Genomic DNA, 16581 nt, shown 5'->3' on the forward strand with positions numbered 1-16581 from the left:
TTATGACAGCTACCATCACTTCCTTGCCGCTTCCTAAACCCAAAAAAATCAGCTCGTCTCAGGATCACCAGCAATGGGGGCAATTACAAGGCAGCAGCCAAGCGCTCGCCATCAGTCAGGCGTATCATCAGCATAAAGGGCCGATAATTTTAGTTACCGCCGATACTCCCTCGGCACTAAAACTCCAGCGTGAACTTAGCTTTTTTATGGATGGCGACTCTGCCCCCACTACGCTGTTCCCCGATTGGGAGACGTTACCTTATGATATGTTTTCGCCGCATCAGGATATTGTGTCTCAGCGGATGGAAACGCTTTATCGGTTGACCAATCAAAAAGAAGGCATTTTTATTGTCCCTATTAATACGCTGATGCAGCGATTAGCTCCGGTCGATTATCTTAATAAATATCTGCTGATGCTAAATCAGGGGCAGTCACTGGATCGCGACCAGTTTCGCCGTAATTTGGAAAAAGCCGGTTATCTTCATGTTAATCAGGTAATGAGCCACAGTGAATTTTCCGTTCGCGGCTCGATCATTGACCTGTTTCCCATGGGCAGCACGCAGCCTTTTCGTATTGATCTGTTTGATGATGAAATCGATACCATTCGACTGTTTGATCCCGAGACTCAACGCTCCTCTGATAAAGTAAAAGAGATTCGCTTACTTCCCGCGCGGGAATTTCCTACCGATAAAGAAGGCATTTCCCTGTTTAGGCAGCAATTTTTGGATAAATTTGATGCCAATAAAGCGCAGGAATCGGTATTTTCGCAGGTGAGCAAAGGTACCATGCCAAGTGGTGTGGAATATTATCTACCGCTGTTTTTCGAAAAAACGGCTACATTATTTGATTACCTGCACCCGAGTTCCTTGCTGTTATTGCACGGAAACTTGCATCAGGCGAGTGAATTTTTCTGGGCAGATGTCACTGAACGGTACGAACAGCACAGGTATAATCTGGCTCGCCCCCTGCTCCCTCCCGAAGACTTATTTATTCCTATTAACAACCTGTTTGAGAATATTAAGCAGTGGCCACGGGTTTCCTTAGTAGCAGATGCGCTTGATGAAAAAGCGGGCCAGCACAATCTGGGCTGCCCAAAATTACAGGATATCGCATTTAATCCGCAAAAAAAGCAACCTGCCGAGATGTTGCAAAAAACGCTATCAGACGCCGTGACTCGCGGGGCGAAGGTGCTTTTTTGTGCGGAATCGCAAGGACGCAGAGAAAATCTGCTTGCTCTGTTACGCAAAGCTGGCATTCGCCCGACCCTCTTTGAACACTTCAGTGATTTTCTTAAGAGCGACGAGAATGTCGGTATTGCCGTGGGTTTAGTAGAACACAGCTTTACCTGGCAACATGCTGAACGCGAACTGCATATTATTACTGAAACGGAGCTGCTTGGCCATAAAGTCAGCCAGCGACGTTTGCGGGACAAGCGTGCCGCTACCGATGAAAACGCGATTATTCGCAATTTGGCCGAACTCACCACTGGGCAACCGGTTGTGCATCTTGATCATGGTATTGGTCGCTATTTGGGCTTGCAAACCCTTGATGCCGGTGGCGTAATGACAGAATATCTGTGCATTGAATACGCCAAACAGGCAAAGCTTTACGTACCGGTAGCGTCGCTGCATCTTATTTCCCGGTATACCGGTGGTGACGCCGACCATGCGCCCGTCAACGCGTTGGGCTCTGACGCCTGGAGCAAAGCCAAACAAAAAGCAGCAGAAAAAGTTCGAGATGTAGCAGCCGAGCTGTTGAACGTGTACGCTAAACGAGCCGCTAAACCCGGCTTTGCCTACAATATCAACTGGGAAGATTATCAAGCCTTTGCTGATAGCTTTCCTTTTGAAGAAACGCCGGATCAGCTTCAAGCGATCAATGCTGTTATTCAAGATATGGGTAGCCCAAATGCAATGGACCGACTGGTATGTGGCGACGTAGGTTTTGGCAAAACCGAAGTGGCTATGCGCGCGGCGTTTCTGGCTGCGAATCACGGTAAGCAGGTTGCGATTCTGGTGCCGACCACTTTGCTGGCCCAGCAACATTACGAAAACTTTAAAGACCGCTTTGCCAACTGGCCATTCAATATTCAGGTAATGAGCCGCTTCGTTAGTAGTAAAGACACCAAAACTGCAACAGCAGGATTAAAATCCGGATTGGTCGATATTGTAGTCGGAACGCATAAACTGCTAAGTGACGATGTTAAATTTCATGATCTGGGCTTGGTCATTATCGATGAAGAACATCGATTTGGTGTACGCCAGAAAGATAAGTTTAAGTCTATGCGTGCCGACGTAGATATCCTTACTTTGACCGCAACGCCTATTCCTCGAACGCTGAACATGGCCCTCTCGGGTATGCGCGACCTCTCCATTATTGCTACCGCACCTGCCCGCCGGTTATCAATTAAAACCTTTGTGCAGCAGCGTAACAGTGCCATCATCCGAGAGGCGATAATGCGTGAGATTTTGCGCGGCGGTCAAATTTATTTCCTGCACAATGAAGTAGAAACCATTGAGAAAACGGCGCAGGAAATTACAGAAATTGTCCCAGAGGCTCGCGTTGCCGTTGGCCATGGGCAAATGCGCGAACGCGATTTAGAATCGGTTATGAGCGATTTTTACCACCAGCGCTACAACGTGCTGGTGTGTACAACTATCATTGAAACCGGCATTGACGTACCCACAGCCAACACCATTATTATGGATCGCGCAGATCATCTTGGTCTGGCTCAGCTTCACCAACTGCGCGGGCGCGTGGGACGCTCACATCATCAGGCATACGCTTATTTACTTACTCCACACCCTAAGCGAATGACCAGAGATGCGGCTAAACGCCTGGATGCTATCGCAGCGCTAGAAGATTTGGGCGCAGGATTTGCTTTGGCAACCCATGATTTGGAAATACGAGGCGCGGGTGAATTATTAGGAGCTGATCAATCTGGGCAAATCGCCAGTATCGGCTTTAGCTTGTATATGGATATGCTGGATCAAGCGGTCACTGCCTTAAAAGAAGGTAAAGAGCCCTCACTGGATGAAGCCATGGCAAGCCAGACCGAAGTCGAACTGCGAATACCAGCGCTGTTGCCAGAAGATTATATCGCTGATGTGAACACGCGGCTTTCGCTATACAAGCACCTGGCCGGATGTAAAACCAAAGCAGACATAGATGATTTCCAGATTGAGTGTATCGACCGATTCGGTTTATTGCCGGTGCAGGCGAAAAACCTCGTTCAGGTGGCACAGCTTAAACTAGCAGCCAAAGCTCTGGGAATTTTGAAAATCGACTTAAGCGCCCAGGGCGGGACCGTTGAATTTAAGGAGCACACGTCAGTGGATCCGGGTTATATTATTCAGCTAGTACAAACTAAGCCTCAAACTTTCAAATTCGAGGGCAGTCAAAAACTGCGCATTGTAAAATACACCGAAACGGCCAAAGAACGTCTGGATTTGGTTGAAAATATTCTCGCCGATTTTGCTAAGGAGTCGCGCCAATCATGATGTATGTCCGCAGTGTTTTTTCCCTGCTACTGTTAAGTGTTGTTACCGCGCCTGCGCTCGCTGCCGATGACTGGTGGTTTGATGTGGAAGTCATTATTTTTGACCGCAACGTAGCGCTGACAGAACTCGCGGAGCAGTTCGAAGAAGCCGATGAACTTTCTCCTTATCACGCCGACTGGGATTTGATTGGTGAATATCTTCGTCCTGATATTTCATGGCTGAAGCAAGGATTGGCAACGTGTGACACCGGTAACTCGCCATTATGGCTTCCTAAACCTTCAATTGAATCCATTATCAGCGATTACGAACAGTGGCAGACGGCGCGCTCTGGTGCCTCTGTCGGGGAAGCTGTTAACATAAATAACGATACAGGTTTATCAACGGCGAATAAAATACCTGACAGTGCGAGACAGGAATACTTCGGCAGCCCCTTGACGCCAACGAACGCATCAGTTGTCGAACCCGGTGCTGCGCAGAACTCACTGGAAAGCATTGCGCCTCAGCGCGACGTTACTGTGCGGGAAATCGCGGATTACTGGTTAGAGTTTAGTGGCATCAACAACTTCAATCCAGTTACCGTTCCACGCTTTCGCTTTTGTGAGCCGCAGACGTTATGGTTAAGCTGGCAAAATGGCTCCTGGCGTCGGTCCAAACCAGATAATCATCTACCTTACCCCGACCATATTCCAATTACACTAGATGGACAAGACTGGCCGGAATCTTCTCGCCCCCATGTGTTATCCCCTAATCAACTTCATCTCACTAAATTGTCGCAACAGATTAGACAAGCTGGCGGGCTCAATCGCCTTTTGCATATCGTATGGCGTCAGCCAGTAAAATTTGGAGAGGAAAAAGCGGCAAGCGTACGCCTGTTCGCCGGTAAAAACTTTGCAGATTCCTTTACGCTTACCGGTGAGCAAATCAAGCCTGAAGACCTTAATGACTCTTCAATTATTGAGCTTAAAAAGAAAGAGGAAATTTCCCTTACCGCTTCCCAGGATGATTTTTTCTCTATTTTACAAAATGATCTGGATAAAGCCGAAACAGTTTCCTTTGCCTCCATGATGGCCGCTGTTAAACAGAATAAAATGCAGCCACTAATACCTGTGCGGTCAACTGTTGCACAGCCTGATACTCCCATCTGGCAAATTGACGGTGAACTGAAGGTATTTCTGAAATACATCAATCGGGTTCCCTATTTACATATCGATACCGAGTTATTTTACCGACAACCCGTTCCCATTGAAGGCGATACAGTGAACCCGAATGAAGCTCCGACCTACCGTTTAGCTTCAGTGCCTTTTAAACAGGTGCGCAGAGTCATCAGCAAGCAGTTACATTATTTCGATCATCCATTGTTCGGTATGGTAGTTGAAATAAGACGCTACAAACGCCCCGGCGAACAGGAATAACATAATGAAGGTGTATACGCGCGGGGGGGATAAAGGTAACACCCAAATTTATGTCGATAAAGCCGTGCGAGTGACGAAAGACGATGCGGTGTTGCAATGTTATGGCGATATAGACGAACTTAACAGCCATGTGGGCTTACTGGCTTGTCAGGTTCCTGAGCATCGGGATAGACTAACCGCTATCCAGAAGAATCTGTTTCAGGTTGGCTTTGCTATATCGGCAACGTCGACACTTACCATCGATGATATAACCGACATTGAACAGGAAATTGATCGTCTTACCGAATCACTTGCTGCCCAGACAAGTTTCATTTTACCGGGTGGCTGTATTGAGGCTAGCCAAAGCCATATTTGCCGGGCGGTGTGCCGACGCGCCGAAAGAACATTGGTGAAAGTAAGCCATGAACACGACGTTGCCGATAGCACCTTGGCCTACCTCAACCGGTTGTCTGATTACTTTTTCACCCTTGCTCGTTACCTTAACCACCCCCGTGGCGAAGCCGACATTAAGATATAACATTCTAATATGCAGGGCACGCAGGTAGCCAACAAGAAGAGGCGCCTGCGCTTACTTTCCTTTTTTCTATAAATACTTGCAAAGGTTCTTCCCTCCCCTTCTCTTGCGTTAGGATAATAGTTTAGGATAGAGAAAAAAATGGAGCAGGGATTTTGCGTAACTGGCTAACTCGATTAATAACAGGTCTGGTAGTAATAGTTTTTATTGCTGGTATAGCGATATACGCAACTCTACATCTTAGCATTCCTGCATTAGATGGGGAGGAAACTAGCCCCGCAGTATCAGCACCACTTTCCCTTGAACGGGACGGCTTGGGTCAAGCGGTCATCCATGCCGCAGATCGAATCGACGCTGCTTATGCCTTAGGCGTGGCTCACACCCAAGACCGTTTTTTCCAAATGGACTTGCAGCGCAGAGTCGCAGCCGGCGAACTATCTGTATGGTTGGGTAAAGTGGCGTTAGACGCAGATAAAAAAGCGCGCTTCCATCAGTTTAGAGCCCGCGCCGAGCAGATTTACGCCTCACTGCCCAAAACACAAAAAGCGCTTCTGCAAACTTACGCCAAGGCAGTAAATAATACATTAGCCGAATATCAAGTACGGCCGATGGAATACCTCCTGACCGGCTACGAGATGCAGCCGTGGCAGCCTGAAGATAGTATACTGGTTATTTTCAGTATGTATCTGGATTTGCAGCAGGGGCAAGTTGCGCTGGACATGGCGAGAACGGGCCTGGTGAAATATTTTGGCAACGATATGCTGGCATTTCTAAACCCGCCCAGCAGTTACCAGGCAGCGCTTGACGGCAGCATTATTGCCAGCGGCAAAACTGAAATTCCGTCTTTACCCAAAATAACGACTGCACAATATCGCCAACCAGAACCGCTGGATATCGGCAGTAACAGTTGGGCGGTAACTGGCCAACTTACTGACAATGGCGCAGCAATGCTGGCAAACGACATGCATTTAGGGCTTCGGGTGCCCATTATCTGGTATCGCACCCAACTTAATTACAGCCGTGATGATCAGAGCGTGCAACTTACCGGCGTAAGTTTACCTGGCGTACCCGGCGTGGTAGTAGGCACCAATAACCATATCGCCTGGGGTTTCACAAACGCCAACCTGGATAACGTTGAGTGGATTGAACTTGATAAATCAACCAATGTTACCCCGGTACAAACCAACATCGCCACGACTGAAGGAGAAGAATCCTATACGTTCTTAAATAGCCCCTACGGACCGGTTAAAGTTGTCGATGACGTTCAATATGCACTTGCCTGGGTCGCTCATCAACCCTATGCAGTCAATCTGGCTATAACTGATCTGGATGTAGTCACCAATGTTGATGAAGCATTGTCGCTGGCTAGTACTATCGGTATTCCCACGCAAAATATGGTGGTGGTGGATAAATCAGGGAATGCCGCCTGGACACCCGCCGGAGCAGTAACCGCACGCCCTACCCCCAGTAATTATGCCATTCCTGAATCCCAATACTCTTCTTTGTGGCAACAAAAAGAAAATGAACTTCCGCGGTTCAAAAATCCGCCTTCTCAACGATTATGGACAGCAAACGCCCGGGTGGTATCTAAAGAAGACATGCCACGTTTTGGCGACGGTGGCTACGCGTTAGGTGCAAGAAGCCAACAAATTCGCGACAGGTTGTATGACTATGATAATTTTGACGAAGCCCGTTTCTACGCTATTCAACTAGACAACGAAGCGCGCTTTCTGATGCCTTGGCACACTCTGCTGATCCAGTCGCTTAACGCCAATACCTCCCAATTTGCTGCAGATCTTCAGCAGTTATCTAAATGGCAAGCCTGCGCCTGCGCGGACGCTGTGGGTTATACGCTCGTGAAAAAGTTTCGCCAGGAAGTCATGAACCGGTTGCTTAGCCCAGTTTTTCAACCGCTGGAGGATAAAGGTTTTCAAACGTCTCAGTTGCTTCGCCAGGTTGAGCCCGCTTTATGGCAACTGCTGGAGCAACAACCCTTAGGTTGGTTACCCGCAGGAGAACGGGACTGGCAGCAATTTCTGGTAAATGCTTATATCCAAGCCAGAGATGAACTTTTCGAAAGATACAGTAACAATAACAATTTTTCTGATCTTGCATGGGGCAAGGTAAATGCTTTGCGGGTCGAGCACCCTTTTGCCAAACAGATCCCATTAATCGGGAGCTTACTTAATATGGCAGAAATACCAGCTTTCGGAGATACCTTTATGCCAGCCGTACAGGCTGAAGCATTTGGTGCTTCAGAACGTTTTTTTGTGCAGCCAGGGCATCTCGAAGAAGCGGTTATGGTGCTGCCAGGGGGCCAGTCAGGTCATCCACTTTCGCAATATTACAAAACTGGTTTTGAGGATTACGCAGCGCAAAAGCCCACTCCATTATTACCCGGATCTTCAATACATAAACGCATCTGGCTACCAAAGTGAGGATAATCGGTGACTCCGGCTATAAATTTACTTAAGAAAAGGAAGCTTCCTTTTAACGTTCATAAATACGAGCATGATCCGGACGCAACGTCCTACGGACTGGAAGCTGCCAACAAGTTGGCGCTGCCCTACGCGCAAGTGTTCAAAACACTGGTCGTTGAATTAGATAATAAAGAACTGGCTGTTGCCATTTTACCGGTAGATAAAAGGTTAAATTTAAAGAGTATGGCGAAAGCCTGTGGCAGCAAAAAAGCCGCTATGGCTGCCCCTGATGATGTCGCTAGAAGTACTGGTTACGTGTTAGGTGGCGTAAGCCCTTTGGGCCAGAAGAAAGCATTGATCACGCGGCTGGATTCGAGTGCCGAATTGCTTTCTGTCATTTTTGTCAGTGCCGGGCGCCGCGGGCTTGAAGTGTCTCTATCTCCTCAAGATATGTTGGCGCTTACCAGAGGCAAATTCGCCCCACTCACGCAACCTGAAGATTAGATTTTCACTGTATAGGTCAGTGGAATTAACGACCGTAATCCCCACCGAGTTCATCTGACTCTAAACGGATTTTTTCTGATGCTGCCCCCATTCTGCAATTTTTGCCCTATAGTTTGAATAGGAGTATCACTTGCTGCTACCTTGACGATAATGTTCCACATTATGATTCAGGCTCACATAAGGAACCTGCACAAATGGCATCCAATCCCACTATGCTGCGCACAAAAGCAAAATATCTTGGCCTTGTGCTGATGATCGCAGCGGTGATAGTTATTTATCTGGTTTTGCAATTTCTTGCCTTGCCCATTATTCAGCATCAGGTGGAACAAAAGGAGCTACAACGCGTATCCGCCGGTGCAAATAGCATCAAAGCATAACTTGTAAAAGGTGAAGTTCTGGCTAAAAGTCTCGCAGCGCTTTCAGAAACGTTACCTTCGGATGGGGTTAGCTATAGAGCAGTGTTTGCCCAGATAATCAGCCACTATGATGATAAAAGTATTGTCGGTGGCGGCATTTGGCCAGAACCCAATGCTTTCGATTCAGCAAACATCCGCAACGCGTTCTTCTGGTCAAGAAGTTCGTCTGGCCAGATGGTCTATTCTAATGACTACAACCTTCCCTCCGGCCCGGGTTACCATACAGAAGCTTGGTACTTAGTGGGTAAAAAGCTGGGTCCCGGCGAATGCGGCTGGTCGCAAGCCTACGAAGATCCCACCACAAAAACAGCTATGGTGACCTGTACGGTTCCTGTTTACAAAAGGGGGAATTTCTGGGGCGTGGCCACCATTGATATGATGTTGGACAGCTTGGATACATTACTTCAGTCTCAAAACGATGAGTCGGGTGGCTATGCATTTTTGTTAGGGCAGAATGCGCAAGTTATCAGCTTTCCAGATATTAGAAATCAACCCATTGATATGCTTTCTCTGGAAACAGTTGTTGAACGAGATAAGAAGATGGCGCCACTATTAGCAGCAGTTAATTCCGGCGATCCCATTACGCAACTACCAAAAGGAGTAATTGAAAAAAGCAAGTCGATAGTGTTATTGCAGAACCTCCCTAAACAAAACATTACCTTTGGGGTTGTATTACCTGAATCTACCTACCTGTCTCCGGTCAGTAAATTGGGATGGTCACTGTACTTGACCATTATTCCACTTTTGATTCTTTTCTCGGCAATTTTGATTATTAACGCCAACAGCGTGATGAGATGGATAGATGAAACCTCTGATCAGATCCGCAAGCTTTCTACCGGAGGCAGTACCGGCAAATTACGTATCGACCGGATGGATGAGATCGGGCAGTTAAAGCAGTCGGTTAACGAGTACAGTGATCATTTACAAGGCCTACTGAAAATGATCACTGTCGAAGCTAAAGAAGCAAAAAGTCGCTCAGAAGAATTGAGTACAATGGCAAGCTCGCTAAAACAGCGAGCGGAACAACAGCTACAACAGAACCTTACGCTGGCTGCTGCTATTACCCAAATGGCATCCAGCGCTGATGAGGTTGCCAGTAACACGCGCAGTACGGCAGAGTCGGTAGATGAATCAAACGGCCTGGTTAGAAGACGCATGACCGATGTGAAGGCAAACAGTGAAGCGAATCGCCAACTTTCAGAGGTACTTGAGCAAACGGCCGACGTTATTAGTCAGTTATCGTCGAACGCCCAATCTATGGGTACAATGCTGGAAGTTATCAAAAGTATTGCCGAACAAACCAATTTACTGGCACTAAATGCAGCCATTGAAGCAGCAAGAGCTGGTGAACAAGGTCGCGGATTTGCAGTAGTAGCCGATGAGGTAAGAACCCTCGCAGGCCGTTCACAGACCTCCGCTGGCGAAATAGAAAACCTGATTGTGCAGTTACAAACTTCTGCAAAGCAAGGGGTGGATATTATTCTCAGTTCCCAGAACCTATCCTCAGAATCTCTTACTCGCTCACAAAAAGTAATTGATACTTTTAATGAAATGACGAATATGTTTGCCAACGTTACAGAACGTACTTCACAAATTGCCGTTGCTGCAAATGAACAGGCTAACGTTAGCACACAGATTAATGAGCTTGCTGAAAGTATGCGGGAAAGCAATGAAATGAATAACCGTGATGCTGGTGAGCTAACTGAACTCAGCCAGTCTACTGCGGAATTGGCAGCCCGTTTGTATAATTTGACGCACCAGCAGTAATTCGAGCAGTAGCGGTAGACACGTCGCTAGGGCGCAGCTAAGAGCCGTATGTTTCCAATGGGCCTGCGAACCCAAACGAGTTCACCAGTACTGTTAGCTATTTTAGGTTAAGGCTTCGATCTTTGCGATCCGCATTTTGCTTTAAATAATTCTGTCTTAATCGCGGCGCGAATTATGGAGCTCCCTCTCGGCAAAAAAGGTCTGCTAAGCGAATACTAAACAGCAATGAGCAAGACAAGTTAGGACGAAGCCTCCAGTAGCGCTTACAGGCACTTTCATTGCGTTATCAACTGTTCATACAGGCCCACTGCACTTCACCGCCTTCAGTTGATTTGTGAAATTAATCGGCGAACCTCGTCAGAGTTTGTTGGCCTCACTAGACGAGCCACTTCATTCCCATCGTGCAGGAGTATCAGAGTCGGCCAAAGCTTTACCTTGAACGCTCGCCCAAGCGGTTTGCCTTTTCCGTCGTAGATTTTAATATGACGCAGTCCCGAATTTTCAGTTACTACTTCTTTTATCGCAGAACTTGCAGCCTGACAGTGTCCGCACCAGGGCGCGCCAAACTCAAGTACAACGTCACCGGATAACTCGCTAACTTGTTCAAAGGTAAATGCTTCTTCTGCATAATCAGCGTCGGACTCAATATCATTGGTTTTCATTCCGTTACCCCCGCAATTAAATTCTAAGAATGCTCACTGAAGAGCTGTAAACGCTCATTTAAAGATACGAAATAAAGAGACTAAACGCGAATCAATTTGCTTGTATGTTTTCCAGTGCATGCACCACGTGTACGCGGTTTGTTATACCCGTGCTAATTCGTAAACATCAGGCTTCCATATTTGCATGACGATAACGGGGTTTTCGACAGCTTTAAAACCAAACTGTGAATACAATCCATGAGCATCGTTTGTGGCAAGCATAATTCGGCGCAGTGCCTATCTTTGCTGAAAAAGCTAGTGGATGAGTTGAAAGATTAAGACTGGGATACCCTATGGTACAGACAAAAAAGACAAGGAAGCAACAACTTGCAGGGGTTTGGCCATATGCAAAACCCAATAATCTCAATCAGTTAGTGACGGCTACTGCTCAAATGACGGAACGAATGCGGTAATCAGCCTGATAGCTGTCGTATTTTGCGGTTTCTCTCTGATACCTTTTATTTATATGGCTTTACTGTGAGCCAGCCATTTTTACTAGAAAAAGAGCGAAGGCAATCAAAAAAACGAACCCCGTCACCACCATTAGCGTAAGCGTCTTCGACTTTCGCATTGACTCTAGTAAATCTTTGAGTGGATCGATAATTAAGGCAAACCCAAGCATTTCAAGCAATTCCATTGTACATCTCCATTTTTATTGACAGCTAACGTTAAGCTGTCACTCCCCCCACATAAATTAAAGGGGATTTTATTATAAACTCAAGCATGAGGCGATTTGCTCCAATTCATTTCGCCAAAAATTAACCTGAAAAACGTAAAATCTAACAGGCATTATTCAATGCGTGGAGGCTAAGTTGCGCTCCACCAGGTTAAATGAAACGCCCTTTGGTAGCACTCGCAGCGTGTTGTGAGGCGAGATTAGAAATATATCGCTTCCAAATTCCGTATACACCACTAAATACAAAGTCCACCGCTTACCTTCATAAATTCAAGCTCCTCATTGTCGCCGACAATACGATACCATGTCTGATACGTGCACCCGCCTACATGATATGTAAACTTTGCTATCATGCCATCGATCTCAATCGAAGAAACTGAAGAGGGTTTTTCCAACCATGTTGCCATCCGCTCATCTGCGGGATCCACCTCTACTCCCTTGTGTGCGGAGTAAGCCCACAAAGCCGTACTCAAATCCGATGTTTGTTCTATGTAAATGTATTCATTCGGGTTATCGCTGTAGAAGGCCTGATTAATGGATAAAATGCAAACTGCCTTCTTGGCCTGCCTTTTTTCAATTGGGCATGTAACGAAGTAAAAAAATACTGAGCTTCCTTTAATTTTGTGGGGAGTAAATGTGAATGTAGTTGCATAGACTAATTCCCTGATGCCGTGCAACAGTAAACTCTGAGGTTTCAGCTCAGGAAAAGAGCCAGTCAATGCCTTCTCTGTTAATCGGTATCTCCATTCTCCATCACCTGCAAGGGACGCCTTCAAGTTAGACACCCCTTCCAGGCACAATTTCCTATACTTCTCATCTGTCTCAGAACAGTATTTTTGTTCCTCACTTATCCAGGAGGAACGAAACTTTTCCGCTTTCTTCTCATCAAGATACTCATAATTAACAGTTAATTCGCGAATCTTTTTAGAAGGTACTATTTGATGGAGAGCTACGTTATCGGCACCGCGCTTTCGGAAGATATTGTACTCAAACGCAGACTCAAAACGACGGCACACGCCTTTTGACCAGCAGTGTTGGGCAACTTCAGAATAATTTTCCTTTGAATGAATAACACTATCGGTTTTACACAAGTATTTGTCTGTTTCTTCGGCGACTAACTGCTCAGCGGTGATAAAACAATTCACATTTAAAGAAGTATTTGGCCCAGGGTCAAATCCTCGCCAAGCTTTGTACGTTATACCATCGTGAATGAAACACATATGCCATTCGTACAAAGCAATGTTTGGAGACCCTTTTCGACTAAAGCCAAAATGCCTAATGACAGCATCTTTCGCAGATACCGAATTCGTACTATAGATAGACCTCTTTTCACAACTGGTGTCATTCGCTGCATTTGAAATACGTATTTCGAAACTAATGACATCCTCGCTATCTGTTTCAATCAGATACGTATGGTGATCTTCGTCAGAGAAAGAACGAGAGTCGTAATGTACGGGGCGTTTATTTCCAGAAGTTGGGACCGTTGAACATGAAGATAAAATTAGACATAACATTATTGTTCGAAGTATCACGTTGCTTCCTTTGCAATATATATAATGACTTCCTGTGAAAGTGCCAGCGTACTCTTGCGCAATTTCGCGAGTTAGCTTTTCTAAGCCACCGGAGCGCCGGCCGAAGCCATAATTTGCTTGTACAAGATTAAATCATTTGGAGGCTAACATGCATAAACATAGCATGATATTTCCAAAATAGGATACACGTAAAGATTTTTATGAAGTAGCTTATCGTGAAGATGGGCGAGGTGTAGCGGCAGTCCCGGGCTTAAACACACACAAAGGCTAAATAATTTTTTTTGCAGAGTTAGCAAACCACATTATGTATGAGCATTGCTTACACACAAAAACAGATGCACTTCTATTTGCCCAATCAAACCCGACAAATGTCGCTCCTGCTGTGTTTAATTGAGCCTCTCCTGCATCAAAGTGATCGTGGCCACAGTGGACGCACTTTATTTGGACTTGATTTATTTGATACCTATCTGCATTGGCGGCAGATATAGCGCCTTTTAAACCTTTCCTTAGCGTTTTGAAAAAAGACATAAAACTTCCTTTAGTGTATTCCCCCGCATAAAGGGCCGTAACACGGAGGCTAACATGGAGCAAAACGACAGAGCCTACGTGTTATTTTCCCAGCGAGCCTGCGAGGATGTAAGTTGGTACGTGTCACATACTGCTCAAGCTTCTCAAGCTCTGGGTTTGTTAGTCACGAATTTGGAATAAGCATAGAGCTTTTTTCCAAGGTAATGAATGTATTTTGAGGGAAAAATCCACCAATACTAAATTTCCCCTTTGTTTTTATGGATCCTTGCTTCGAACTCCTCCTATTCGCACGCTACAAATTTTGACTTTCCCTGTCATGAATCTTTGGGAGTGAATCATTATTCACAGTGATGTTTGAAGATAGAACCTCGTCATGTAAACAAGCAGGCTCAGCGAATCTGCCTGATTAATTGCTTTTATACCAAAAGCACAACAGCGTTGTTAGCCACTAAGCAAGTTAGCTTTACGTGATCGTAGCACTCTACTCCGTATCCGCGCTTTGCTGAACATAACGCTCTTGCCACAGCTTGCGCGCTTCTTCCATTTCAGCCTCACTTGGCGCACTGCCGTTGGAAAGCGTAGTGGCAATGCTTTTTACAATGGTGTCTCTTTTGTTTAATAATGCTTCTGCATTGGGGAAAAGATCTTTGGCCTCGGGATATTGTTTTTTCAAATCTTCAATTCCCTTCAGTTGATAAAAGCGCTTTTCGAAGCTCTCGTTAAATAAGTCTCTTTTCGCATTAAAAGTGACATAGTTTTTCGCCTGCTGCGAAGTTAAATAATCAAGTTGTTTTTCCGGTAAGTCAGCCGCCTTGCCGACTTCTCTGGCTTTTTTGAGCCACTGTGTCAGTGCTTCGTCATCGTTGGCTTTAACGGCATGTTTTATCCCTTCAGACAGATCACTGGCGTGCAGAATATCCATTACTGTAATTACAGGAACATTAGCCGATTCATCTACCGCAGAGGTGTGCGAGAGATAGGTTAGCCAACCTCCTGCTGCCACTAAAACCAGAACAATTGCTACAACCAGTTTTTTCATTACTTCTCCATCTGCTTATATTTACGCTATAGATATATCTGCTAACTAACATGTAAGCCTATCATAGCCACTTTTGAAAGCTATTCTGTTGCACCAAAATCAGCGAAGAATCCGCAAATTGTCGATTTCTTAGCCTCATTGATGATAAATTCATTCAATAAAAAGAGAAAACAGAACGCTATAATGAAAATATCCTACTCCTTGCTGCTTTTGGCTTTACTGGCAACAAGCGCAGCGATGCCTGGAACGGCTAAAACCTTGACGTTGTGCTTCGAAAACGGCATCACCTCACAGCGTTGGCATCAGCTCTTGGTCAATGGTTTTGCAGATGCGCCAGTATCACTCGGTACCATCAGCAATCAATTAGTCAACTGTTTATCCGCAAGTGAGCCATCAGTTCGCGATGGTATTGGTTTTACGGGATTGAGCGTTTTACTGCGGGAAGAAAAGCTCTCCCGGTTAAAAAGAGAAGCTCTGTTTCAGAAATTTATCGAAGATATAAAGAAAAATAACAACAATGAAAGTGGCGTATACCTACCTTTCGCGGTCCTTGCGTTAAGCGAAGTGCTTCGAGCAGATCGCATTCGACCCGGTTTGGATTCTTCTCAACGCCAACACGCTATCGATACCATTGACGATTATATAAATACGCTCCAGGACTACCGCGGTTTTGACAGCAAAATTGGCTGGCGACATGGCATCGCCCATAGCGCCGATGCTTTACTCCAGTTGGCACTGAACCGGGCGACAACACCAGAGCAGCTCAAGCAGATAAGTCATGTCATTCTAACTGCAATAACGCCGAATGACGCCACCCATATGTTTATCTATGGGGAACCTATGCGACTGGCGCGGGCAATGGGATATGTAATACTAAGAGAAGAGGTGCCGGTCTCTTATTGGTCGGAGCAACTTCGTCAAGCTGCGTCTCCTGCCCCGCTTGATAGCTGGCAGCAGACGTATCATTCAATGGAAAGTTTAAGTAGGCAACATAACATCCGCAGCTTCTATAACGAATTATTGGCCTTCGTTGCATACCAAAATAACGAACGACTAACCACGTTGGCACCAGAAGTTGCCGAAATTGCTCGTTCCATTAAATAACACTAATGATTTATCGTTCAACGGAAAATATCAGCTTATTCCTCATCATTGGCACGGATACTAAAAAGCGAGCTGTCAGAAAAACAACTCGCTTTAACCCCCTAAGCGTCAACGATAACTTCGTTATACATCCACAGGGATAGCTTTCTTATGAAGAAAAACTACCTATTCATCCGTAGGTTTTGTGTTTTCAACCCGGCTTTTCAATTTCTGCCCGGGACGAAAAGTCACCACCCGCCGAGCCTTAATGGGAATGTCCTCTCCCGTTTTAGGATTACGGCCGGGTCGTTCATTCTTATCCCGCAGGTCAAAATTACCAAAACCTGATAGTTTCACTTGTTCACCGGATTCTAATGCTTCTTTGACTTCTTCAAAGAAAGACTCCACCAAATCCTTCGCGTCCTTTTTGTTAATACCCAGTTTTTCGAATAAGTGTTCAGCCATCTCGGCTTTGGTCAATGCCATAGT

Annotated in this window: 15 protein-coding genes; 9 read left to right on the top strand and 6 right to left on the bottom strand. The window is 45.8% G+C overall.

Annotated elements, in window-relative coordinates:
* Positions 1-2 precede the first annotated feature (2 nt).
* The 7 genes from mfd to CA267_RS01235 all read left to right on the top strand — a co-directional run bounded on the left by mfd (position 3) and on the right by CA267_RS01235 (position 10533).
* Complete coding sequence (gene mfd / locus CA267_RS01205) at positions 3-3500, top strand: transcription-repair coupling factor (protein WP_075609161.1); 3498 nt, start codon at positions 3-5, stop codon at positions 3498-3500.
* Positions 3497-4912: a CsiV family protein gene (locus CA267_RS01210; RefSeq protein ID WP_075609160.1), complete on the top strand. Its 1416-nt coding sequence runs from the start codon at positions 3497-3499 to the stop codon at positions 4910-4912. Before mfd ends, CA267_RS01210 begins: the two co-directional genes overlap by 4 nt.
* A 4-nt stretch (positions 4913-4916) precedes the next feature.
* A complete protein-coding gene (locus CA267_RS01215) occupies positions 4917-5429 on the top strand; it encodes a cob(I)yrinic acid a,c-diamide adenosyltransferase (protein WP_075609159.1) in 513 nt (170 codons plus the stop codon).
* Between the two features lie 152 nt (positions 5430-5581).
* Positions 5582-7864 (top strand): penicillin acylase family protein, encoded by a 2283-nt coding sequence (locus tag CA267_RS01220; RefSeq protein WP_075609158.1) that lies wholly within the window; start codon positions 5582-5584, stop codon positions 7862-7864.
* A gap of 9 nt (positions 7865-7873) precedes the next feature.
* Positions 7874-8350 (top strand): Cys-tRNA(Pro) deacylase, encoded by a 477-nt coding sequence (ybaK, locus tag CA267_RS01225; protein WP_075609157.1) that lies wholly within the window; start codon positions 7874-7876, stop codon positions 8348-8350.
* A gap of 194 nt (positions 8351-8544) precedes the next feature.
* Entirely contained in the window at positions 8545-8727 is a 183-nt protein-coding gene (locus tag CA267_RS01230; protein ID WP_083638410.1) for a hypothetical protein, read from the top strand.
* A gap of 81 nt (positions 8728-8808) precedes the next feature.
* Positions 8809-10533 carry a methyl-accepting chemotaxis protein gene (locus tag CA267_RS01235; RefSeq protein WP_083638408.1) on the top strand — a complete coding sequence of 575 codons (1725 nt, stop codon included), beginning with the start codon at positions 8809-8811 and terminating at the stop codon, positions 10531-10533.
* 323 nt (positions 10534-10856) lie between these two features.
* On the opposite strand, the gene CA267_RS01240 is transcribed toward CA267_RS01235, so the two are convergent.
* The 4 genes from CA267_RS01240 to CA267_RS01255 all read right to left on the bottom strand — a co-directional run bounded on the left by CA267_RS01240 (position 10857) and on the right by CA267_RS01255 (position 13970).
* Positions 10857-11195 (bottom strand): thioredoxin family protein, encoded by a 339-nt coding sequence (locus CA267_RS01240; RefSeq protein WP_075609156.1) that lies wholly within the window; start codon positions 11193-11195, stop codon positions 10857-10859.
* A gap of 511 nt (positions 11196-11706) precedes the next feature.
* Positions 11707-11871 (bottom strand): hypothetical protein, encoded by a 165-nt coding sequence (locus CA267_RS01245; RefSeq protein ID WP_170668997.1) that lies wholly within the window; start codon positions 11869-11871, stop codon positions 11707-11709.
* Between the two features lie 275 nt (positions 11872-12146).
* Positions 12147-13442, bottom strand: coding sequence for a hypothetical protein (locus tag CA267_RS01250; protein WP_139316236.1), 1296 nt, complete (start codon positions 13440-13442; stop codon positions 12147-12149).
* Positions 13443-13709: 267 nt separating this feature from the next.
* On the bottom strand, positions 13710-13970 hold the full coding sequence (locus CA267_RS01255) for a zinc ribbon domain-containing protein (RefSeq protein ID WP_075609154.1): 261 nt from the start codon (positions 13968-13970) through the stop codon (positions 13710-13712).
* Between the two features lie 54 nt (positions 13971-14024).
* Here CA267_RS01255 and CA267_RS19100 point away from each other — a divergent pair, with 54 nt between their 5' ends.
* Positions 14025-14150: a hypothetical protein gene (locus CA267_RS19100; protein WP_269748476.1), complete on the top strand. Its 126-nt coding sequence runs from the start codon at positions 14025-14027 to the stop codon at positions 14148-14150.
* A gap of 301 nt (positions 14151-14451) precedes the next feature.
* Here the strand turns inward: CA267_RS19100 and CA267_RS01260 are convergent, their stop codons facing one another.
* A complete protein-coding gene (locus tag CA267_RS01260) occupies positions 14452-15009 on the bottom strand; it encodes a hypothetical protein (RefSeq protein WP_075609153.1) in 558 nt (185 codons plus the stop codon).
* A 183-nt stretch (positions 15010-15192) separates the two neighbouring features.
* On the opposite strand from CA267_RS01260, the gene CA267_RS01265 reads away from it, so the two are divergent.
* Positions 15193-16113, top strand: coding sequence for a DUF2785 domain-containing protein (locus CA267_RS01265; RefSeq protein WP_075609152.1), 921 nt, complete (start codon positions 15193-15195; stop codon positions 16111-16113).
* Positions 16114-16278: 165 nt separating this feature from the next.
* On the opposite strand, the gene ihfA is transcribed toward CA267_RS01265, so the two are convergent.
* Positions 16279-16578 carry an integration host factor subunit alpha gene (gene ihfA, locus CA267_RS01270; protein ID WP_075609151.1) on the bottom strand — a complete coding sequence of 100 codons (300 nt, stop codon included), beginning with the start codon at positions 16576-16578 and terminating at the stop codon, positions 16279-16281.
* Positions 16579-16581: the final 3 nt, after the last annotated feature.

The organism is Alteromonas pelagimontana, assembly GCF_002499975.2.
In the GTDB taxonomy this organism is placed as follows: Bacteria; Pseudomonadota; Gammaproteobacteria; order Enterobacterales; family Alteromonadaceae; genus Alteromonas; species Alteromonas pelagimontana.

Bases quoted from the DNA above. Each gene is read 5' to 3' on its own strand.
- ihfA (WP_075609151.1), bottom strand. From the start codon at position 16,578: ATGGCATTGACCAAAGCCGAGATGGCTGAACACTTATTCGAAAAACTG.
- CA267_RS01245 (WP_170668997.1), bottom strand. From the start codon at position 11,871: ATGGAATTGCTTGAAATGCTTGGGTTTGCCTTAATTATCGATCCACTC.
- CA267_RS01215 (WP_075609159.1), top strand. From the start codon at position 4,917: ATGAAGGTGTATACGCGCGGGGGGGATAAAGGTAACACCCAAATTTAT.
- CA267_RS01240 (WP_075609156.1), bottom strand. From the start codon at position 11,195: ATGAAAACCAATGATATTGAGTCCGACGCTGATTATGCAGAAGAAGCA.
- CA267_RS01255 (WP_075609154.1), bottom strand. From the start codon at position 13,970: ATGTCTTTTTTCAAAACGCTAAGGAAAGGTTTAAAAGGCGCTATATCT.
- mfd (WP_075609161.1), top strand. From the start codon at position 3: ATGACAGCTACCATCACTTCCTTGCCGCTTCCTAAACCCAAAAAAATC.
- CA267_RS01260 (WP_075609153.1), bottom strand. From the start codon at position 15,009: ATGAAAAAACTGGTTGTAGCAATTGTTCTGGTTTTAGTGGCAGCAGGA.
- CA267_RS01265 (WP_075609152.1), top strand. From the start codon at position 15,193: ATGAAAATATCCTACTCCTTGCTGCTTTTGGCTTTACTGGCAACAAGC.
- CA267_RS01210 (WP_075609160.1), top strand. From the start codon at position 3,497: ATGATGTATGTCCGCAGTGTTTTTTCCCTGCTACTGTTAAGTGTTGTT.
- CA267_RS19100 (WP_269748476.1), top strand. From the start codon at position 14,025: ATGGAGCAAAACGACAGAGCCTACGTGTTATTTTCCCAGCGAGCCTGC.
- CA267_RS01230 (WP_083638410.1), top strand. From the start codon at position 8,545: ATGGCATCCAATCCCACTATGCTGCGCACAAAAGCAAAATATCTTGGC.